Source organism: Citrobacter sp. wls619, assembly GCF_005281345.1.
Lineage (GTDB): Bacteria > Pseudomonadota > Gammaproteobacteria > Enterobacterales > Enterobacteriaceae > Citrobacter.
The window spans coordinates 395,877-414,431 of sequence record NZ_SZXJ01000044.1 but is presented as its reverse complement, the minus strand read 5'-3'; the positions used below and the strand labels follow the sequence as shown (position 1 = coordinate 414,431).

Annotated in this window: 19 protein-coding genes; 2 read left to right on the top strand and 17 right to left on the bottom strand. The window is 53.8% G+C overall.

The window, feature by feature from the left end:
• Positions 1–4: 4 nt before the first annotated feature.
• Positions 5–1,432 (bottom strand): non-oxidative hydroxyarylic acid decarboxylases subunit C, encoded by a 1,428-nt coding sequence (locus tag FDX19_RS11210; RefSeq protein ID WP_048213052.1) that lies wholly within the window; start codon positions 1,430–1,432, stop codon positions 5–7.
• The gene (locus FDX19_RS11205) at positions 1,432–2,025 is read right to left on the bottom strand and encodes a non-oxidative hydroxyarylic acid decarboxylases subunit B (protein WP_137382757.1); all 594 of its coding nucleotides are present in this window, start codon (positions 2,023–2,025) and stop codon (positions 1,432–1,434) included. The genes FDX19_RS11210 and FDX19_RS11205 overlap by 1 nt, the downstream gene beginning before the upstream one ends.
• 159 nt (positions 2,026–2,184) lie before the next feature.
• On the opposite strand from FDX19_RS11205, the gene FDX19_RS11200 reads away from it, so the two are divergent.
• Positions 2,185–2,589, top strand: coding sequence for a MarR family winged helix-turn-helix transcriptional regulator (locus FDX19_RS11200; RefSeq protein WP_121584982.1), 405 nt, complete (start codon positions 2,185–2,187; stop codon positions 2,587–2,589).
• A gap of 96 nt (positions 2,590–2,685) precedes the next feature.
• On the opposite strand, the gene rpoS is transcribed toward FDX19_RS11200, so the two are convergent.
• The 12 genes from rpoS to cysD all read right to left on the bottom strand — a co-directional run bounded on the left by rpoS (position 2,686) and on the right by cysD (position 12,560).
• Positions 2,686–3,678, bottom strand: coding sequence for an RNA polymerase sigma factor RpoS (rpoS, locus tag FDX19_RS11195; RefSeq protein WP_052961632.1), 993 nt, complete (start codon positions 3,676–3,678; stop codon positions 2,686–2,688).
• Positions 3,679–3,739: 61 nt separating this feature from the next.
• Positions 3,740–4,822 carry a murein hydrolase activator NlpD gene (gene nlpD / locus FDX19_RS11190; protein WP_249357549.1) on the bottom strand — a complete coding sequence of 361 codons (1,083 nt, stop codon included), beginning with the start codon at positions 4,820–4,822 and terminating at the stop codon, positions 3,740–3,742.
• A 186-nt stretch (positions 4,823–5,008) separates the two neighbouring features.
• Complete coding sequence (locus FDX19_RS11185; protein WP_061068474.1) at positions 5,009–5,635, bottom strand: protein-L-isoaspartate(D-aspartate) O-methyltransferase; 627 nt, start codon at positions 5,633–5,635, stop codon at positions 5,009–5,011.
• Positions 5,629–6,390, bottom strand: a complete 762-nt coding sequence (gene surE / locus FDX19_RS11180) for a 5'/3'-nucleotidase SurE (protein ID WP_137382755.1) — start codon at positions 6,388–6,390, stop codon at positions 5,629–5,631. Before surE ends, FDX19_RS11185 begins: the two co-directional genes overlap by 7 nt.
• Positions 6,371–7,420: a tRNA pseudouridine(13) synthase TruD gene (gene truD / locus FDX19_RS11175; RefSeq protein WP_137382754.1), complete on the bottom strand. Its 1,050-nt coding sequence runs from the start codon at positions 7,418–7,420 to the stop codon at positions 6,371–6,373. The genes surE and truD overlap by 20 nt, the downstream gene beginning before the upstream one ends.
• Entirely contained in the window at positions 7,417–7,896 is a 480-nt protein-coding gene (gene ispF, locus FDX19_RS11170; RefSeq protein ID WP_005130881.1) for a 2-C-methyl-D-erythritol 2,4-cyclodiphosphate synthase, read from the bottom strand. The genes truD and ispF overlap by 4 nt, the downstream gene beginning before the upstream one ends.
• A gap of 63 nt (positions 7,897–7,959) precedes the next feature.
• Entirely contained in the window at positions 7,960–8,694 is a 735-nt protein-coding gene (ispD, locus tag FDX19_RS11165) for a 2-C-methyl-D-erythritol 4-phosphate cytidylyltransferase (RefSeq protein WP_137382753.1), read from the bottom strand.
• 18 nt (positions 8,695–8,712) lie between these two features.
• The gene (ftsB, locus tag FDX19_RS11160; RefSeq protein ID WP_003034163.1) at positions 8,713–9,024 is read right to left on the bottom strand and encodes a cell division protein FtsB; all 312 of its coding nucleotides are present in this window, start codon (positions 9,022–9,024) and stop codon (positions 8,713–8,715) included.
• 214 nt (positions 9,025–9,238) lie between these two features.
• Entirely contained in the window at positions 9,239–9,562 is a 324-nt protein-coding gene (locus FDX19_RS11155) for a DUF3561 family protein (protein WP_137382752.1), read from the bottom strand.
• A gap of 47 nt (positions 9,563–9,609) precedes the next feature.
• A complete protein-coding gene (gene cysC / locus FDX19_RS11150; RefSeq protein ID WP_137382751.1) occupies positions 9,610–10,215 on the bottom strand; it encodes an adenylyl-sulfate kinase in 606 nt (201 codons plus the stop codon).
• Positions 10,215–11,642, bottom strand: a complete 1,428-nt coding sequence (gene cysN / locus FDX19_RS11145; RefSeq protein ID WP_137382750.1) for a sulfate adenylyltransferase subunit CysN — start codon at positions 11,640–11,642, stop codon at positions 10,215–10,217. Before cysN ends, cysC begins: the two co-directional genes overlap by 1 nt.
• A gap of 9 nt (positions 11,643–11,651) precedes the next feature.
• Positions 11,652–12,560 carry a sulfate adenylyltransferase subunit CysD gene (gene cysD / locus FDX19_RS11140; RefSeq protein ID WP_137382749.1) on the bottom strand — a complete coding sequence of 303 codons (909 nt, stop codon included), beginning with the start codon at positions 12,558–12,560 and terminating at the stop codon, positions 11,652–11,654.
• A 254-nt stretch (positions 12,561–12,814) separates the two neighbouring features.
• Between cysD and FDX19_RS11135 the strand changes: the two genes are divergently transcribed.
• The gene (locus tag FDX19_RS11135; protein ID WP_137382748.1) at positions 12,815–13,858 is read left to right on the top strand and encodes an aminopeptidase; all 1,044 of its coding nucleotides are present in this window, start codon (positions 12,815–12,817) and stop codon (positions 13,856–13,858) included.
• Positions 13,859–13,903: 45 nt separating this feature from the next.
• Here the strand turns inward: FDX19_RS11135 and cysH are convergent, their stop codons facing one another.
• The 3 genes from cysH to cysJ all read right to left on the bottom strand — a co-directional run bounded on the left by cysH (position 13,904) and on the right by cysJ (position 18,251).
• Positions 13,904–14,638, bottom strand: a complete 735-nt coding sequence (cysH, locus tag FDX19_RS11130) for a phosphoadenosine phosphosulfate reductase (protein ID WP_137382747.1) — start codon at positions 14,636–14,638, stop codon at positions 13,904–13,906.
• Between the two features lie 101 nt (positions 14,639–14,739).
• On the bottom strand, positions 14,740–16,452 hold the full coding sequence (gene cysI, locus FDX19_RS11120; protein WP_137382746.1) for an assimilatory sulfite reductase (NADPH) hemoprotein subunit: 1,713 nt from the start codon (positions 16,450–16,452) through the stop codon (positions 14,740–14,742).
• The gene (cysJ, locus tag FDX19_RS11115) at positions 16,452–18,251 is read right to left on the bottom strand and encodes an NADPH-dependent assimilatory sulfite reductase flavoprotein subunit (RefSeq protein WP_137382745.1); all 1,800 of its coding nucleotides are present in this window, start codon (positions 18,249–18,251) and stop codon (positions 16,452–16,454) included. Before cysJ ends, cysI begins: the two co-directional genes overlap by 1 nt.
• Positions 18,252–18,555 lie beyond the last annotated feature (304 nt).

Below are 18,555 nucleotides of genomic sequence, written 5' to 3'. Positions count from 1 at the left end.
CTCCTTATTTACGGTTGGCCAGCATGGCGGTCAGCTTTTCAGCCCAGGCTTTCGTTTCCGGTAAATCACATACCGGCTGGCTGTAATGGCCACGGTTATCCGGGGCAACCGGGGTAGTGGCATCAATAATCAGCTTGTCAGTGATACCTGCCGGGCTGGAGCCTGGGTCCAGTTCCAGTACCGACATATTCGGCAACTGCACCAGATCGCCCGCCGGGTTAACCTTCGACGACAGCGCCCACATCACCTGCGGTAAGTTGAACGGATCAACATCTTCATCAACCATAATCACCATCTTCACATAGCCCAGACCATGCGGCGTCGTCATCGCCCGCAGCCCCACCGCACGGGCAAAGCCGCCGTAGCGTTTTTTAGTGGAGATAATCGCCAGCAAACCGTGGGTATACATGGCGTTAACCGCCTGCACTTCAGGGAATTCTGCTTTCAGTTGCTGGTATAACGGCACACAAGTCGCCGGGCCCATCAGGTAATCGATCTCCGTCCACGGCATGCCGAGATAGAGCGATTCAAAGATCGGCTTCGTACGGTAAGACACTTTATCAATGCGCACCACGGTCATGTTGCGTCCGCCAGAGTAGTGACCGGTAAATTCACCAAATGGCCCTTCTATTTCACGTTTACGGCTTTCGATGACCCCTTCAAGGATCACTTCAGAGCCCCACGGTACGTCAAAACCAGTGAGCGGCGCGGTGGCGATCGGGTACGGGCTTTCACGCAGTGCCCCCGCCATTTCGTATTCAGACTGATCGTACTTCAGCGGCGTCGCCCCCATCAGAGTGATGATCGGATCGTTGCCAAGGGTGATGGCAATTGGCAGATCCTCGCCGCGCTCTTCCGCCTTATGCAGGTGCAGCGCGATATCGTGCATCGGCACCGGTTGCAGGCCCAGCTTACGCTTGCCTTTTACTTCCATACGGTAAATACCGACGTTCTGCTTACCGAAATTGTCGACATCCAGCGGATCGCGCGAAACCACGCAGGCTTTATCAAGGTAGAAACCACCGTCACCATCGTTCAGACGAAACAACGGCAGAATATCAAACAGGTTAATATCGTCGCCGTCGACGCTGTTTTCCGCCCACGCCGGATTGGCGCGACGTTCTGGTGCAACCGGAAATTTATCCCAGCGGCGAATAAATTCATCGATCTGTTTTTTCACCGGCGTATTCGGTGGCAAACCCAACGAGATTGCGTGGTTCTGCCAGGAGCCGATAGTGTTCATCGCCACACGGGCATCGGTAAATCCACGAATGTTGTCAAACCACAGCGCAGGCGCGCTGTCACCAATACGCCCGGTGGCATTGGCAGCAGCCGCTAAATCCGGTTCAGCGTTCACTTCTTCACTGATTTTCAGCAATTGTCCCTGGTCGTCCAGCGCTTGCAAAAAACTGCGCAAATCATCAAATGCCATTACTCATTCTCCTGTGAAAAATTCTGCGCCTGCCGTAATCCCTGCCAGCGACGGGCGTTTGGGTGTTCCAGACCAAACTGATCGAGAACGCGAGCAACAATATGCTGCGTAATGTCATCGACCGTTTGCGGATGGTTATAAAACGCGGGCATCGGCGGAACCATTGCGACACCCATACGGGAAAGTGCGAGCATATTTTCCAGATGAATGGTGCTCAGCGGCATTTCACGCGGAACCAGCACCAGCTTGCGCCCTTCTTTTAGCACCACATCAGCAGCCCGCCCCACCAGCCCGTCCGCATACCCAGCCCGAATACCGGCCAGCGTTTTCATGCTACAGGGGATAACAACCATGCCGTCGGTCCGAAACGATCCGGAGGAGATACTCGCCGCCTGATCCGCCGGATGGTGGCAGTAGTCCGCCAGCGCAGACACATCGTGAACGCTGTACGGCGTTTCCAGCTCAATGGTCGTTTTCGCCCACTTCGATAACACCAGATGCGTTTCCACTTCCGACATTTGCCGCAGCGCCTGTAGCAGCGCCACGCCAAGCGGCGCTCCCGTTGCCCCGGTCATTCCTACGATGAGTCTCATTCAACCTCTCAATATTGTTCGTGTACGAACATTTTGCTTAACATACTCCCACAACCGACTCCGGGCAAGGACACCTGGCACAGATAGCTAAAGTCGCGCTTGTTAAAAAATCACGCGTTACCCGCTATGATAGAGACCGATCGTTTGCCCGGAGTTCCCATGGAGTTACGAAATACCGCGTTTCACTTACTACGCCAGCTTTTTCAAAAGCATACGGCTCGCTGGCAGCAGGCATTACCGGAACTGACTAAACCTCAGTACGCAGTGATGCGGGCCATTGCTGAACGTCCTGGTATCGAGCAAGTTGACTTAACAGAGGCCGCGGTGAGTACGAAAGCAACACTGGCGGAAATGCTGAGCCGGATGGAGAGTCGGGGGCTGGTAAAACGCGAGCACGATCCGGCAGATAAGCGCAGGCGATTTGTCTATCTGACGCCTGAGGGTGATGCATTGCTTACCCATGTGACACAACTGGGAGACAGTATAGATAATGAGTTTCTCGGGCGGCTTAGCGCGCAAGAACGCGAACAGTTTACGTATCTGGTGCGTAAGATGATGGGGTAATGTCCCGGATGACGGCTCCGCCTTACCCGGTCTGCATATCCACTAAAGAAAAAGGCCAGTCCCAATAGAACTGGCCTTTCTTGATAGAACTTGTGCTTACTCGCGGAACAGCGCTTCGATATTCAGCCCCTGCGTCTGCAGGATTTCACGCAGACGACGCAGACCTTCAACCTGAATCTGGCGAACACGTTCACGGGTCAGGCCAATTTCACGGCCCACGTCTTCCAGTGTCGCAGCTTCGTACCCCAGCAGACCAAAACGACGTGCCAGCACCTCACGCTGTTTGGCGTTCAGTTCGAACAGCCATTTGACGATGCTCTGTTTCATATCATCGTCTTGCGTGGTGTCTTCCGGACCGTTTTCCTTTTCGTCGGCCAGAATATCCAGCAACGCTTTTTCGGAATCGCCACCCAGCGGGGTGTCTACCGAGGTAATGCGCTCGTTGAGTCGGAGCATACGGCTGACGTCATCAACCGGTTTATCCAGTTGTTCCGCAATCTCTTCTGCGCTCGGTTCGTGGTCCAGTTTATGCGACAACTCACGCGCGGTACGCAGATAGACGTTCAGCTCTTTTACAATGTGAATCGACAGTCGGATCGTTCGGGTTTGATTCATAATCGCCCGTTCGATCGTCTGGCGGATCCACCAGGTCGCGTATGTTGAGAAGCGGAACCCGCGCTCAGGGTCAAACTTCTCGACGGCACGGATAAGCCCCAGATTGCCCTCTTCAATCAGGTCCAGCAACGCCAGACCACGATTGCCATAACGACGAGCAATTTTCACCACCAGACGCAGGTTACTTTCAATCATGCGGCGGCGAGAAGCGACATCTCCACGCAGTGCGCGACGCGCAAAATAAACTTCTTCTTCGGCTGTTAACAGTGGCGAATAACCAATCTCACCAAGGTAAAGCTGAGTCGCGTCCAACACACGCTGTGTGGCCCCCTGCGATAACAGCTCTTCTTCAGCCAGGTCGTTATCACTGGGTTCCTCTTCACTCAAGGCTTTCTCATCAAAAGCCTCTACTCCGTTCTCATCAAATTCCGCATCTTCATTTAAATCATGAACTTTCAGCGTATTCTGACTCATAAGGTGGCTCCTACCCGTGATCCCTAACGGAACTAGCACGTGAAAGCCTGGTTCCGCCGAATTATCGCTGCGGTAAATAGCGCAGCGGGTTTACGGATTTCCCCTTGTAACGAATTTCAAAATGCAAGCGTGTAGAACTGGTTCCGGTGCTACCCATGGTAGCTATCTTCTGCCCCGCCTTGATTTCTTGTTGTTCCCGGACCAGCATTGTATCGTTATGGGCGTAGGCACTCAGGTAATCATCGTTGTGTTTGATGATAATAAGATTACCGTAACCACGCAGCGCGTTACCGGCATACACGACGCGTCCATCTGCGGTCGCGACAATAGCCTGTCCTTTGCTGCCTGCAATGTCGATCCCTTTATTGCCACCTTCGGTAGCTGCGAAGTTTTCGATCACTTTGCCGTCAGTCGGCCAGCGCCAGGTAGAAATCGGCGAACTGGTAGAAGTTGAGCTTGCAGTCGATTCGGTTGCACTAACTGCCGGAGCCGTTACAGGCGCTGTGACGACGGTCCCAGCAGGCTTGTTGTTCGGCAACATTTTGTTAGCACTTTGTTCACCTGAATCCTCAGAATACGTAATTGTTGGTTTCGAAGCAACAGCAACGGTGGAATTTTGTGCAGGGTTGGTCACAACTCCTTGCTGTGCTGCATCCGCCTGGGTGATGGCATTACCACCGGTAATCGGTGCACCCGACGCGTTGCCCACTTGCAGAGTTTGTCCGACATTCAGGCCATACGGGGCCGGAACGTTATTGCGTTGTGCGAGGTCACGGAAATCGTTCCCGGTAATCCAGGCAATATAGAAAAGCGTGTCGCCTTTCTTAACAGTATAGGTACTGCCACCCGTATAGCTACCTTTCGGAATATTCCCATATTGACGATTGTACACAATCCGCCCGTTTTCCATCTGGACAGGCTGCTCTGCAACCGGCTGAACCTGTGTTGGCTGAGTCGCCGGGCGTTGCACCGGTTGGATCTGTGGCGTTTGTTGTACTGTCGCCGTTGATCCCATTTTTGGTGGGGGCGTGATCAGCATACCGGAGCTGGTGTTCGACGATGAGTTGCCGCCAACAGAGCTGACCGGCGCTGGTGGATTCGAGGTGTTTGAACAACCTGCCAGCCATAATGAAACCAGTGACAATGCCGCAATACGGCGAACGGTAAATTTGTGGCTTCCCGCGCTCATTTATCCCCCAGGAAAATTTGGTTAATACCCAGTGACGTAATCACCGTGCAAGGCATCGGACTGGACACTGGAAAACGTGACCACGATACGCTTACTAATTCCAGAATATCCAGGAAAACTCCAGGTATTCAGCAGCGTTAGCTACGCTAACTCCCCTTTGACTAAGGGAACAAAGCGTACGGCCTCCACGGTGTCGATAATAAATTCGCCTCCCCGACGACGAACCCGTTTCAAAAACTGGTGCTCATCGCCCACGGGCAAGACGAGAATGCCGCCTTCATCCAACTGCATCATCAATGCCGTTGGGATCTCAGGCGGTGCTGCCGTCACAATGATAGCGTCAAACGGCGCTCGAGCCTGCCAGCCTTGCCATCCATCACCATGACGGGTCGAAACATTATGTAAATCAAGCTGCTTCAGGCGACGACGCGCCTGCCATTGCAAGCCTTTGATGCGCTCAACAGAGCACACGTGATGCACCAGATGCGCCAGGATCGCCGTCTGGTAGCCAGAGCCAGTACCAATTTCCAGTACCCGGGATTGCGGCGTTAGCTCCAGCAGCTCGGTCATGCGAGCCACCATATAGGGCTGTGAGATGGTCTGCCCCTGGCCAATCGGCAGGGCGATATTATCCCAGGCCTTATGTTCAAACGCCTCATCAACGAACTTTTCACGCGGCACGGCGGCGAGTGCATCCAGGACATGCTCATCTCTGATGCCCTGCGCACGTAATTGTTCAAGGAGAGTGTGTACGCGTCTGCTTACCATTGCGTGTCGACTCCCACGCTGTCTAACCAGTCAGAAACAACCTCATGCGCACCGTATGCGGTTAAATCGACATGCAGTGGCGTGATAGAAACATAGCCTTCATCAACGGCAGCAAAGTCCGTATCCGGACCGGCATCGCACTTTTCGCCCGGCGGCCCGATCCAATACAGCGTATTACCACGCGGGTCCTGCTGTGGGATCACCTGATCCGCCGGATGACGGCTGCCACAGCGGGTGACTCGCATACCTTTGATCTGATCCAGCGGTAAATCCGGCACGTTGATATTCAAAATGCGACCGGTGCGCAGCGGTTCACGGCTCAGCGCCCGTAAGATACGACAGGTTACTGCGGCAGCAGTATCGTAGTGTTTATGCCCATCGAGCGAGACAGCCAGCGCAGGGAACCCCAGATGACGACCTTCCATCGCCGCCGCAACGGTACCGGAATAAATAACATCATCACCCAGATTAGGACCCGCGTTAATACCAGAAACGACAATGTCCGGACGCGGACGCATTAACGCGTTCACGCCCAGGTAGACGCAATCGGTAGGCGTACCCATTTGCACGGCGATATCGCCGTTATCATAGGTAAACGTGCGAAGTGAGGATTCCAGCGTCAGCGAGTTAGACGCGCCACTGCGGTTACGATCCGGGGCAACCACCTGTACGTCAGCAAACTCACGCAGCGCTTTCGCCAGCGTTTGTATACCGGGCGCGTGGACCCCATCATCGTTACTCAGCAATATACGCATAATCACCCATTGTGTTAATAAGTTCCCTTACAACACTGGTGGCGAAGCTACCTGCCGGTAGCCAGAAGCGCAACTCGACGGTTACGTCATCCCACCAGTTCCAGCTTAATTGTTGTGGATACAGCAACATAGCGCGGCGCGATGCCTCAACTTTCTCGCGCAATAACAGAGACTGTAGCGCGGTTTCGTCAGCAATAGCCGCCTCTTCAAACGCCAGAGCATCGCGCTGAGTTCCCCACTCACCGCAGCCCGGTAGTGCCGCTGTTACCATCAATTCTTTTTCATCAACACGACGCTGTAATTCGGTCTGTTCGTCCTGTGTGGCGACAAACCAGCTTCCACGTCCCGACAATTGTAGCGCATCGCCGTCAACAACTTGATTAAAGTCTGTTTTTTTCAAGCGTTCATTGACTATCTGATTAAACAACGCGCTACGGACCGCCGACAACCAAAAACTGCGTTTATTGCGATCGCGCACCGGCGCATCGCTTTGCGCCCAGCGCAGCGCCCCTTGCAGGTTGCTGCCGCCGATACCAAAACGCTGAGCGCCGAAATAGTTCGGGACGCCGCGCTCGCTAATCGCCTGTAAACGCGCTTCAACATCATCACGCTCGCTCACTTCACGCAACACCAGCGTAAACGCGTTGCCTTTCAGTGCGCCTAAACGCAGCTTACGCTTGTGGCGGGCGTACTCCAGCACTTTACAGCCTTCAAGCTCAAATTTGCTTAAATCGGGCATTGCATTACCCGGCACGCGCGCGCACAGCCACTGCTCGGTGACAGCATGCTTATCTTTTTGCCCGGCAAAGCTCACTTCACGGGCATGGATTTTAAGGAATTTGGCCAGCGCGTCAGCCACAAAACGGGTGTTACAACCGTTTTTCAGAATACGCACCAGAACGTGCTCGCCTTCGCCATCCGGTTCGAAGCCTAAATCTTCGACGACGACAAAGTCTTCCGGATTCGCTTTCAGAACGCCATGGCCCAGTGGTTTGCCATGGAGATACGTCAAATCTTCAAACGCTGTCATTTCGTTGCCTTAATGAGTAACGCCACCGCTTCACAGGCAATCCCTTCCCCACGCCCGGTGAAACCGAGTTTTTCCGTGGTGGTCGCTTTCACGTTAACATCATCCATATGGCAGCCGAGATCTTCGGCAATAAACACCCGCATTTGTGGAATGTGCGGCAGCATCTTCGGCGCCTGAGCAATAATAGTGACATCCACATTACCAAGCGTATAGCCTTTAGCCTGAATACGCCGCCAGGCCTCACGCAATAACTCGCGGCTATCGGCACCTTTGAACGCAGCATCGGTATCCGGGAAGAGTTTACCAATATCGCCCAACGCCGCCGCACCCAGCAGGGCATCGGTTAGCGCATGTAATGCCACATCGCCATCAGAATGCGCCAGCAATCCTTTTTCATACGGGATGCGCACACCACCAATGATAATTGGGCCAACACCGCCAAAGGCGTGTACGTCAAAACCGTGTCCAATTCGCATTATGCATTCTCCTGATAGACACATCATCCTTCAAGCCGCCTTTGTATTGGCCGCCTCGGTACATCATGAATGATGCTGTGTAGGGGTTGTTCGGGTCAGATAAAATTCCGCCAGTGCCAGATCTTCCGGACGGGTGACTTTAATGTTGTCAGCGCGTCCTTCAACCAGCAGCGGATGAAAGCCGCAATATTCCAGCGCCGAGGCCTCATCCGTAATGGTTGCGCCTTCGTTTAGCGCTCGGGTCAGGCAATCGTGTAACAGCTCGCGTGGGAAATACTGCGGTGTCAACGCATGCCATAAATTGGTGCGTTCGACCGTATGAGCAATCTCGGTCTTACCAGGCTCCGCACGTTTCATGGTGTCGCGTACGGGAGCCGCCAGAATACCGCCGATACGNGCCAGAATACCGCCGATACGGCTGGTTTCACTGATTGCCAGTAAGCGGGCTAAATCATCCTGATGCAGACATGGCCGCGCGGCATCATGCACCAGTACCCACTGAGCGTCTCCAGCGGCTTGCAAACCAGCAAGGACAGAATCGGCACGCTCATCGCCGCCATCCACTACGGTAATTTGCGGATGTGCAGCAAGTGGAAGTTGGGCAAAGCGGCTGTCGCCTGGGCTGATAGCGATGACGACACGCGTCACCCGGGGATGCGCCAGTAGCGCATCAACCGAGTGTTCAAGAATGGTTTTATTGCCAATTGAGAGGTACTGCTTAGGACACTCTGTTTGCATTCGGCGGCCAAACCCGGCAGCCGGCACCACGGCGCAAACGTCCAATAAAGTGGCTGCCATGTTAAATCCTTGGCTGGTTTATCGATTGTTTTGCCCTGCGGTCTGTGCGCGCTTAGACGCGTCAGGGACCAGGCGATAAAACGTTTCGCCCGGCTTCGTCATGCTGAGTTCGTTGCGTGCGCGTTCCTCGATAGCTTCCTGACCGCCATTGAGATCGTCAATTTCAGCAAAGAGCTGATCGTTACGCGCTTTAAGTTTCGCGTTTGTAGCTTGCTGCGCAGCAACATCATCGTTGACGCGACTATAGTCATGTATGCCGTTCTTACCGAACCACAGCGAATACTGTAGCCAGACCAATAAAGCCAGCAACAGCAGCGTTAGTTTACCCATCCTGCCCCCTGAAAAACGGCATTAACATCCCATAACTTCCGTCGACGATTTTACGTCTGCGGGCGGGAATGCCGCGACAACGCGGGCAAATGTACCACATTTGCCCGTTGTTACGTATACCCCGTGTGAGGAGAACATAATCTCATTGTTGGTTACGGTTTGAATTAGAGCTGCCGGTATGCAGCACCACTCGCCATGACAAAAGGGAAGAGACCTAGCCCAGCAGCCACAGGAACAAGGCGCCAAACATCGACCCAACCACCAGCAGGGTAAACGTAACGCTTAGCAGCAACCGTCCCTGCATAAGCGAATGCAGGGCAATACCCGCCACAATGGCGACGGGCAGCAACGCGAGGAAAAAAGGCCAGGTATAAAGAAAGAAAAACAGCGTGTTAGGGCCATACATCAGACACGGGAATCCCAGCGCCAGCAACCAAGCTAAAAAACCGACCACGGCCCCTGGAAGTGTCCAGGTGGTTTCGTCGTCGGCGGCGAAGGTCTCTGACTCTGTGAGAGTAATGTTATGGCTGTTACGCATATCTAATCCTGTGACCGTGACTGACCGGGCATACAAGCTCGGGTGTCTCAGGATCTGATAATATCTTCCTGCCTCAGCAGGTCTAATAATTGGGGTACCAAATTTGTTACCAATTGTTCACCATCAAGATGAATCTCTGGCGATTCAGGCGCTTCGTATACTGAGTCGATTCCGGTGAAATTGCGCAACTCCCCCGCCCGCGCTTTTTTATACAGCCCTTTTGGATCGCGTGCTTCACACGTTGCTAATGGCGTATCGACAAACACCTCTATAAAACGCCCATGACCCACGCGTTCGCGAACCATCTGTCGTTCAGCACGATGAGGGGAAATAAAGGCCGTCAGTACCACCAGTCCCGCATCCACCATCAGGTTAGCCACTTCGCCAACCCGACGAATATTCTCCTTACGATCGTCATCGCTAAATCCAAGATCGCTGCACAGGCCGTGACGCACGTTATCGCCATCCAGCAGATAGGTGCTCACCCCCAGTTTATGCAGCGCCTCTTCCAGCGCCCCTGCCACCGTAGATTTACCGGAGCCAGACAGCCCGGTAAACCACAGCACAACACCGCGATGACCGTGGCGTTGTTCCCGCTGTTGCGGTGTAACAGGATGGGCATGCCAGACGACGTTTTCGTCATGCTGCGCCATTATTTTCCTCCCAGCAGATCGCGCGCACCCCAATGTGGGAAGTGGCGACGCACCAGCGCATTGAGCTCCAGTTCAAACGCGCTGAACTGGGAAGCCGTGGCCTGCTCCTGGACGATCGGCTCGCGTACCAGTCCTGCCCCAACGGTGACGTTGGTCAGACGGTCAATGATAATCAGGCCGCCCGTGACCGGATTATGCTGATAGGTATCCAGCACCAGCGGTTCATCAAACGTCAATCTCACCAGGCCGATACCGTTCAGCGGTAAGGCTTCGACTTCACGCTGGGTCAGGTTATTGATATCAACCTGATACTCCACGCTATCAACACGCGCACGCGTCTTCTTGCCCGCCACTTTGATGTCATAGCTCTGCCCTGGCGACAGTGCCTGCTCCGCCATCCACACCACATCAACGGCAGCGCTTTGCACCGCCGGCAGCGTTTCCTGGGCATCAAGCAGCAGGTCACCACGGCTGATATCGATCTCATCTTTTAGCACAAGGGTAATGGCTTCACCTGCATGCGCTTCCTGCAAGTCGCCATCAAACGTGACAATCCGGGCGACGCTCGACTCAACGCCAGACGGCAACACTTTGACGCGTTGTCCCACCTTCACACTACCGGAGGCCAGCGTTCCGGCATAACCACGAAAATCAAGATTTGGGCGGTTCACATACTGCACCGGGAAGCGCATCGGCTGCGTATCGACTACGCGCTGGATTTCAACGGTTTCAAGCACTTCCAGCAGCGTCGGACCGCTGTACCACGGCATGCTGAAACTTTGCGACGCCACGTTGTCACCTTCCAGTGCTGAAAGCGGTACAAAACGGATATCCAGGTTGCCCGGCAGCTGCTCTGCAAAGGTCAGATAATCTTCACGAATGCGGTTAAATGTCTCTTCGCTGAAATCGACCAGGTCCATTTTGTTGATCGCGACGATCAGATGTTTTATTCCCAACAGCGTAGAAATAAAGCTGTGACGGCGGGTCTGATCCAACACGCCTTTACGCGCATCGATCAGCAGGATCGCCAGATCGCAGGTCGACGCACCGGTTGCCATATTGCGGGTGTACTGCTCATGACCGGGAGTATCCGCGATGATAAATTTGCGTTTTTCGGTGGAAAAATAACGGTAGGCCACGTCAATAGTGATGCCCTGTTCACGCTCGGCCTGCAAACCGTCAACCAGCAGCGCCAGATCGAGCTTCTCGCCCTGCGTGCCATGACGTTTACTATCGTTGTGCAGCGATGAAAGCTGATCTTCATAAATCTGACGCGTGTCGTGCAGCAGGCGGCCAATCAGGGTACTTTTCCCATCATCCACGCTACCGCAGGTTAAAAAGCGCAGCAGACTTTTGTGTTGCTGGGCAACCATCCAGGCTTCAACGCCGCCTTCATTAGCAATTTGTTGTGCAAGTGTCGTGTTCATGGCGGCTCCTTAGAAATACCCCTGACGTTTCTTCAGCTCCATGGAGCCCGCCTGGTCGCGGTCAATCACGCGGCCCTGACGTTCACTGGTGGTTGAGACCAGCATTTCTTCGATAATTTCCGGCAGCGTCTGCGCATTCGACTCCACCGCGCCTGTGAGCGGCCAGCAGCCGAGCGTACGGAAACGCACCATCCGTTTTTTGATAACCTCACCAGGCTGCAGATCGATTCTGTCGTCGTCAATCATCATCAACATGCCGTCGCGCTCAAGCACCGGACGCTCTGCTGCGAGGTACAGCGGCACGATGTCGATATTTTCCAGCCAGATGTACTGCCAGATATCCTGTTCCGTCCAGTTAGAGAGGGGGAATACGCGAATGCTTTCGCCTTTGTTAATCTGGCCGTTGTAGTTATGCCACAGCTCCGGACGCTGATTTTTCGGGTCCCAGCGGTGGAAGCGGTCGCGGAAGGAGTAAATACGCTCTTTGGCGCGCGATTTCTCTTCATCACGGCGGGCGCCGCCGAATGCTGCGTCAAAACCGTATTTATTCAGCGCCTGCTTCAACCCCTCGGTTTTCATAATATCGGTATGCTTGGCGCTACCGTGGACAAACGGGTTGATGCCCATCGCCACCCCTTCCGGGTTTTTATGCACCAGCAGTTCGCAGCCGTAGGCTTTTGCCGTGCGGTCACGAAACTCATACATCTCGCTGAATTTCCAGCCGGTATCAACGTGCAGCAGAGGAAACGGCAGTGAACCAGGATAAAACGCTTTGCGCGCCAGATGCAGCATTACGCTGGAATCCTTGCCGATGGAATACATCATCACCGGATTCGAAAACTCGGCGGCCACCTCACGAATGATATGGATGCTTTCCGCTTCCAGTTGCCGCAGGTGGGTAAGTCGTTTTTGATCCATAACCGTTCCTATGTATTGCCGTTATTTTGCTAACGAAGTTCAGATAACCTGACTATAGGGAGGGCAAGAGAGCGAATGAAATTACGAATTGGAATGAGTAGTTCCTCAAAGGAATAACGATTTGGAAAAGCAAAGTTCAAAAAGTGCTTAAGCCGCCAGATTTCGGGCATTTAGGAGCAAATGAAATTGTTTTACCTCGATCACGGTTTCATACTAGCGGCTGAAAATTTCTGCTTGGTATTTAAGGACTCACTATGTTTTCCGCATTGCGCCACCTGACTACCGCCCTGGCGCTCGGCGCGTGCTTTATCCTTCCCGCACAGGCAACCTCTTCGAAGCCCGGAGATATGGCAAATACTCAGGCTCGATATATCGCAACATTCTTCCCTGGCCGCGTGACGGGCTCTCCGGCAGAAATGCTCTCTGCTGATTATTTGCGTCAGCAATTTCAGCAGATGGGCTATCGCAGTGATATTCGGACGTTTAATAGCCGTTATATTTATACCGCCAAAGACAACCGTAAGAACTGGCATAACGTGACGGGCAGCACCGTCATTGCAGCGCATGAAGGCAAAGCGCCGCAGCAGATTATTATCATGGCGCATCTCGACACTTACGCCGCGCAGAGCGATGCCGATTCCGATGCTAATCTGGGCGGATTAACCTTGCAGGGCATCGACGATAACGCCGCAGGTTTGGGCGTCATGCTGGAGTTGGCTGACAAACTTAAAAATGTGCCGACACAGTACGGTATTCGGTTTATCGCCACCAGCGGCGAGGAAGAAGGCAAACTGGGTGCAGAAAATATCCTCAAGCGCATGAGTGCAGCTGAGAAGAAAAATACGCTGCTGGTTATCAACCTCGATAACCTGATCGTCGGGGATAAGCTCTACTTCAATAGTGGGAAAAGAACCCCGGAAGCCGTACGAAAACTGACGCGCGACCGGGCGCTGGCAATTGCACGCAGCCGCGGTATCGCCGCCAGTACCAACCCGGGACTGAACAAAGACTATCCGAAAGGAACCGGATGTTGTAACGATGCCGAGGTCTTCGACAACGCGGGGATCGCCGTGCTCTCGGTAGAAGCAACCAACTGGAGCCTGGGTAAAAAAGACGGTTATCAGCAACGCGCCAAAACAGCCTTTTTCCCCGCCGGTAACAGCTGGCACGACGTGCGTCTGGACAACCAGCAACATATCGATAAAGCACTTCCAGGGCGGATTGAACATCGCAGCCGCGACGTCGTACGCATCATGCTGCCGCTGGTGAAAGAACTGGCAAAAGCGGGTAAATCCTGAAGAAGTGGTCCGGTAGGATGTAAATCTTACCGGACCACTTTCCTGTTATCCTTCGTGCAGCCCACATTCGCGTTTTAACCCGAAGAAACGCGTCTCTTCTTCTGCCATGCCTGGCTCCCATTTACGCGTCGTGTGGGTATCACCGACTGACAGGTAGCCTTGATCCCACAGCGGGTGATACTTCAGACCGTGTTTTTGCAGATACTGGTATACCGTACGGTTGTCCCAGTCGATAATCGGCAGCACTTTAAATACGCCACGCTGAATAGCCAATACCGGTAAATGTGCACGGCTACCGGACTGCTCGCGGCGCAGACCCGCAAACCAGGTTTGTGCGTTCAGCTCCTGCAGCGCCCGGTTCATGGGTTCAACTTTGTTGATGTCATTGTATTTCTCAATGCCTTCAACACCTTGTTCCCACAGCTTGCCGTAGCGCGCTTCCTGCCAGGCCGCGCTCTCTTTCGCCCGGTAGACCTGCAGGTTGAGTTTGAGTTTGTCCGTTAACGCATCGATAAACTGGTAGGTTTCCGGGAATAAATAGCCAGTATCGGTGAGGATCACCGGAATATCCGGGCGAATCTGGTTCACCAGATGCAGGCTGACCGCCGCCTGAATACCAAAACTTGATGAAAGGACATATTCGCCGGGCAGATTTTCCAGCGCCCACGCCACGCGTTCTTCCGCGCTCAGCGTTTCCAGTTGGCTGTTGGTTTCTGCCAGTGCCATAACACGCTCAACTTTTGGCAGTGCGTTCAGGCCATTTAGATCGAGTCTGGACATAAGTTCCTCGCTGTATGCCTTGCCTGATGGCGCTTCGCTTATCAGGCCTACAGTCTACGTAGGCCGGATAAAGCATTTATGCCGCCATCCGGCAATGCGGGTTATTCCCAGAAATCACGCGCGGGATCGAGCACCGGGCGAATGATGCCCGCACGCACCGTAAAGTCGCCGAAGCCTTCACCCGCTTCACGCTCTTTCGCCCAGCGCCCAATCAGTTCATCCAGCAACGCCAGAATTTCCGGCTCTGTGATATTTTCTTTGAACATCCGTGGGATACGAGTCCCAATACGATTCCCGCCCAGATGCAGGTTATAGCGACCCGGCGCTTTACCCACCAGCCCCACTTCCGCCAGCATCGCACGACCACAGCCGTTCGGGCAGCCCGTGACTCGCATGACAATGTTTTCATCACTCAGGCTGTGTTTCGCCATCAGCGTATCAATGTTGTCGATAAATGTTGGCAGGAAACGCTCGGCTTCCGCCATCGCCAACGGACAGGTCGGGAACGAGACGCAGGCCATTGAGTTTTCACGCTGCGGGGTCACCGCATTCATCAGGCCGCTTTTCTGCGCAATCTTCTCAATCTTCGCCTTATCACTCTCCGGGACACCGGCAATGATCAGGTTCTGGTTGGCCGTGATACGGAACTCGCCTTTGTGGATCTTCGCGATCTCCAGCAAGCCGGTTTTCAGCGGGCGCCCCGGATAATCCAGAATACGGCCGTTTTCAATAAACAGCGTCAGGTGCCATTTATTGTCGATCCCCTTCACCCAACCAATTCGGTCGCCACGACCGGTAAACTCATACGGACGAATCGGCTCAAATTTGATCCCCGCGCGGCGTTCAACTTCTTCTTTAAACGTCTCGACACCTACCCGCTCCAGCGTGTATTTGGTTTTGGCGTTTTTACGATCGGTACGGTTGCCCCAATCACGCTGTGTGGTCACCACCGCTTCTGCCACCGCTAAGGTGTGTTCCAGCGGCAGATAACCAAACTCACTTGCGGTGCGTGCGTAGGTTTTCTTGTTACCGTGTTCAATAGACAGTCCACCGCCAACCAGCAGGTTAAAGCCCACCAGCTTGCCGTTTTCGGCAATCGCCACGAAGTTCATATCGTTAGCGTGCAGATCGATGTCGTTCTGCGGCGGGATCACCACCGTCGTTTTAAACTTACGCGGCAGATAGGTCTGGCCGAGGATCGGCTCTTCATCCGTGGTCGCGACTTTTTCCTGATCCAGCCAGATCTCCGCATAAGCGCGGGTACGGGGCAGCAAGTGTTCGGAGATCTTTTTCGCCCACTCGTACGCTTCAGCATGCAGCTCAGACTCATACGGGTTGGAAGTGCACAGCACGTTACGGTTCATATCGTTGGCGGTCGCCAGCGCGTCCAGCCCGACGGAGTGCAGCATCTGGTGCACCGGCTTCACGTTCTTCTTCAGAATACCGTGAAACTGAAACGTCTGGCGGTTGGTTAGGCGGATGCTGCCGTAAATCGTGTTGTCATGGGCGAACTTATCGATCGCCTGCCACTGTTTGGTGGTGATGACGCCCCCCGGCAAACGGCAGCGCAGCAGCATCGCGTGGCGCGGCTCCAGCTTCTGTTCGGCACGTTCGGCGCGGATATCACGGTCATCCTGCTGGTACATACCGTGAAAACGGATCAGCAGGAAGTTATCGCCTTTGAATCCGCCGGTGAGGCCGTCATTTAAATCTTCGGCAATGGTACCGCGCAGGTAGTTGCTCTCAATCTTCATGCGCTCGGCATCAGTCAGTTTGCCTTCGACCACCAGTGGTCCTGGATGTTTTTCGCTCATTAGTAGACATCTCGCTGATAACGGCGCTCAACGCGCAGCTCACTCAAAAATTCATCCGCCGCTTCGATATCCATAGCACCGAATTCGGCAATCACTTCCAGCAAAGCCTGCTCAACGTCTTTCGCCATGCGATTGGCGTCGCCGCAGACATAAATGTGCGCACCGTCATTAATCCAGCGCCACAGTTCTGCACCCTGTTGGCGCAGTTTATCTTGTACGTAGACTTTATCTTTTTGATCACGGGACCAGGCAAGGTCGATACGGTTGAGTACGCCTTCTTTGACGTAGCGCTGCCATTCCACCTGATACAGGAAATCTTCAGTAAAGTGCGGATTGCCAAAGAACAGCCAGTTTTTGCCTTCGGCACCGTCTGCCGCACGTTGCTGCATAAAGGCGCGGAACGGCGCAATCCCTGTTCCAGGCCCGATCATAATGACCGGTGTTTGCGGATTTTCTGGCAGGCGGAAGTTGTCGTTATGCTCAATGAACACACGTACTTCGCCCTCTTCCTCAACGCGATCGGCAAGGAAGCCAGAAGCTCCGCCTGCACGCGCACGCCCTTCAACCTCAAAACGCACGGCACCCATGGTGATATGTACTTCGCTTTCCACTTCAGCCTGGGATGAGGCAATGGAGTACAAGCGTGGCGTCAGCGGACGCAGCAAGCCAATTAACGCGTCGGCATCGAGTTGTGCCGGGGAGAAACGCAGCATATCGACGATGGGGGTGGTTGTGGCGTAATGCTGTAATTGCGCTTTATCGCCGACCAATGGCAACAGCGTTTCGCTGCGCGTCAGGATGGCATAGTTCTCTACGATATTGGCCGTGTTGACGGTCAATTCGAAATGCCACTCCAGCGCGTCAGCGAGCGGCAGCGTTTTGCCCTCAACGGTGACCGGCTCAGTACCTTTCAGCCACAGCAGTTCCACAATTTCTTTGACCAGGGCCGGATCGTTCTGATACCAGACACCCAGTGCGTCGCCTGGCTGATAGCGCAGGCCAGAATCACCCAGATCAATTTCGATATGGCGTACATCTTTTTCAGAGTCGCGACCGGTAATTTTCTGATTCACCGCAAGTGTTGCACTCAGCGGTGCTTCTTTGGTGTAAGGGCTGGTGTGCACCTCGTTAACCGCACCGCTCGCTGCAGCCTGTGCAGACGATGCAACAGGCGCACGCGCCTTCAGTACATCAACCAGACGGGCACGCCATTCTGCCGCCGCCGATTGATACTCGACATCAGCGTCAACGCGGTCCAGCAGGCGTTCACCACCCAATTCTGCCAGTTTCGCATCAAAGTCTTTACCTGACTGGCAGAAAAATTCGTAAGACGTATCGCCAAGGCCAAATACGGCGAAGGCCGTGTTTTCAAGCTTCGGCGCTTTTTTAGAGAACAAGTATTTATGCAACGCAACGGCTTCTTCCGCCGGTTCACCTTCTCCCTGAGTCGATGCCACCACGACCAGCAATTTTTCATTGGCAATTTGCTTGAATTTATAATCGCCAGCGTTGATCAGGGTGACATTGAGCTGCGCAGCTATCAGATCGTCGCGCAAGGCTTCCGCCACGCGACGCGCATTACCGGTTTGCGAAGCCGAGATGAGTGTAATTCCTGGCATTTCAGCGACAGGCGCAGGCGCTGCAGCATTCGTTCCCGGCTGCTGATTCAGCACGCCCCAGAAATAGCCAGACACCCACGCAAGCTGCGAGGGTGTAAGATCGGTCGTGGCCGCCTGAAGGCGTGCCAGTTGCTCCGGATTTAGCGGGAGCAAAGCGGAAGGTGGGGCCTGTGTCGTCATGCGTTGTCATGTTCCAGTAAGCAAAGCGGATTTCAGCAATAAAACCCAAACTGAAGATAAGGTTAACGGTGGGGATAGTAACAACTAAAGAAGGGATAGAAATAACAAATAACCAAATGAACTAACCTGTTTTAGCTATAGTTATTAACAACAAAAGCGATTGAATAACTACATGATATGTAATGAGTTAATGACAATAGATCAAATGAATATATCCATTTACTGGTCAGGGCCGTTTTAGTTAATGCGCAAAAATGTGCTTTCCGGTACCCTACGCCGGTTTTTCGCATTCTTGAGAGTAAAT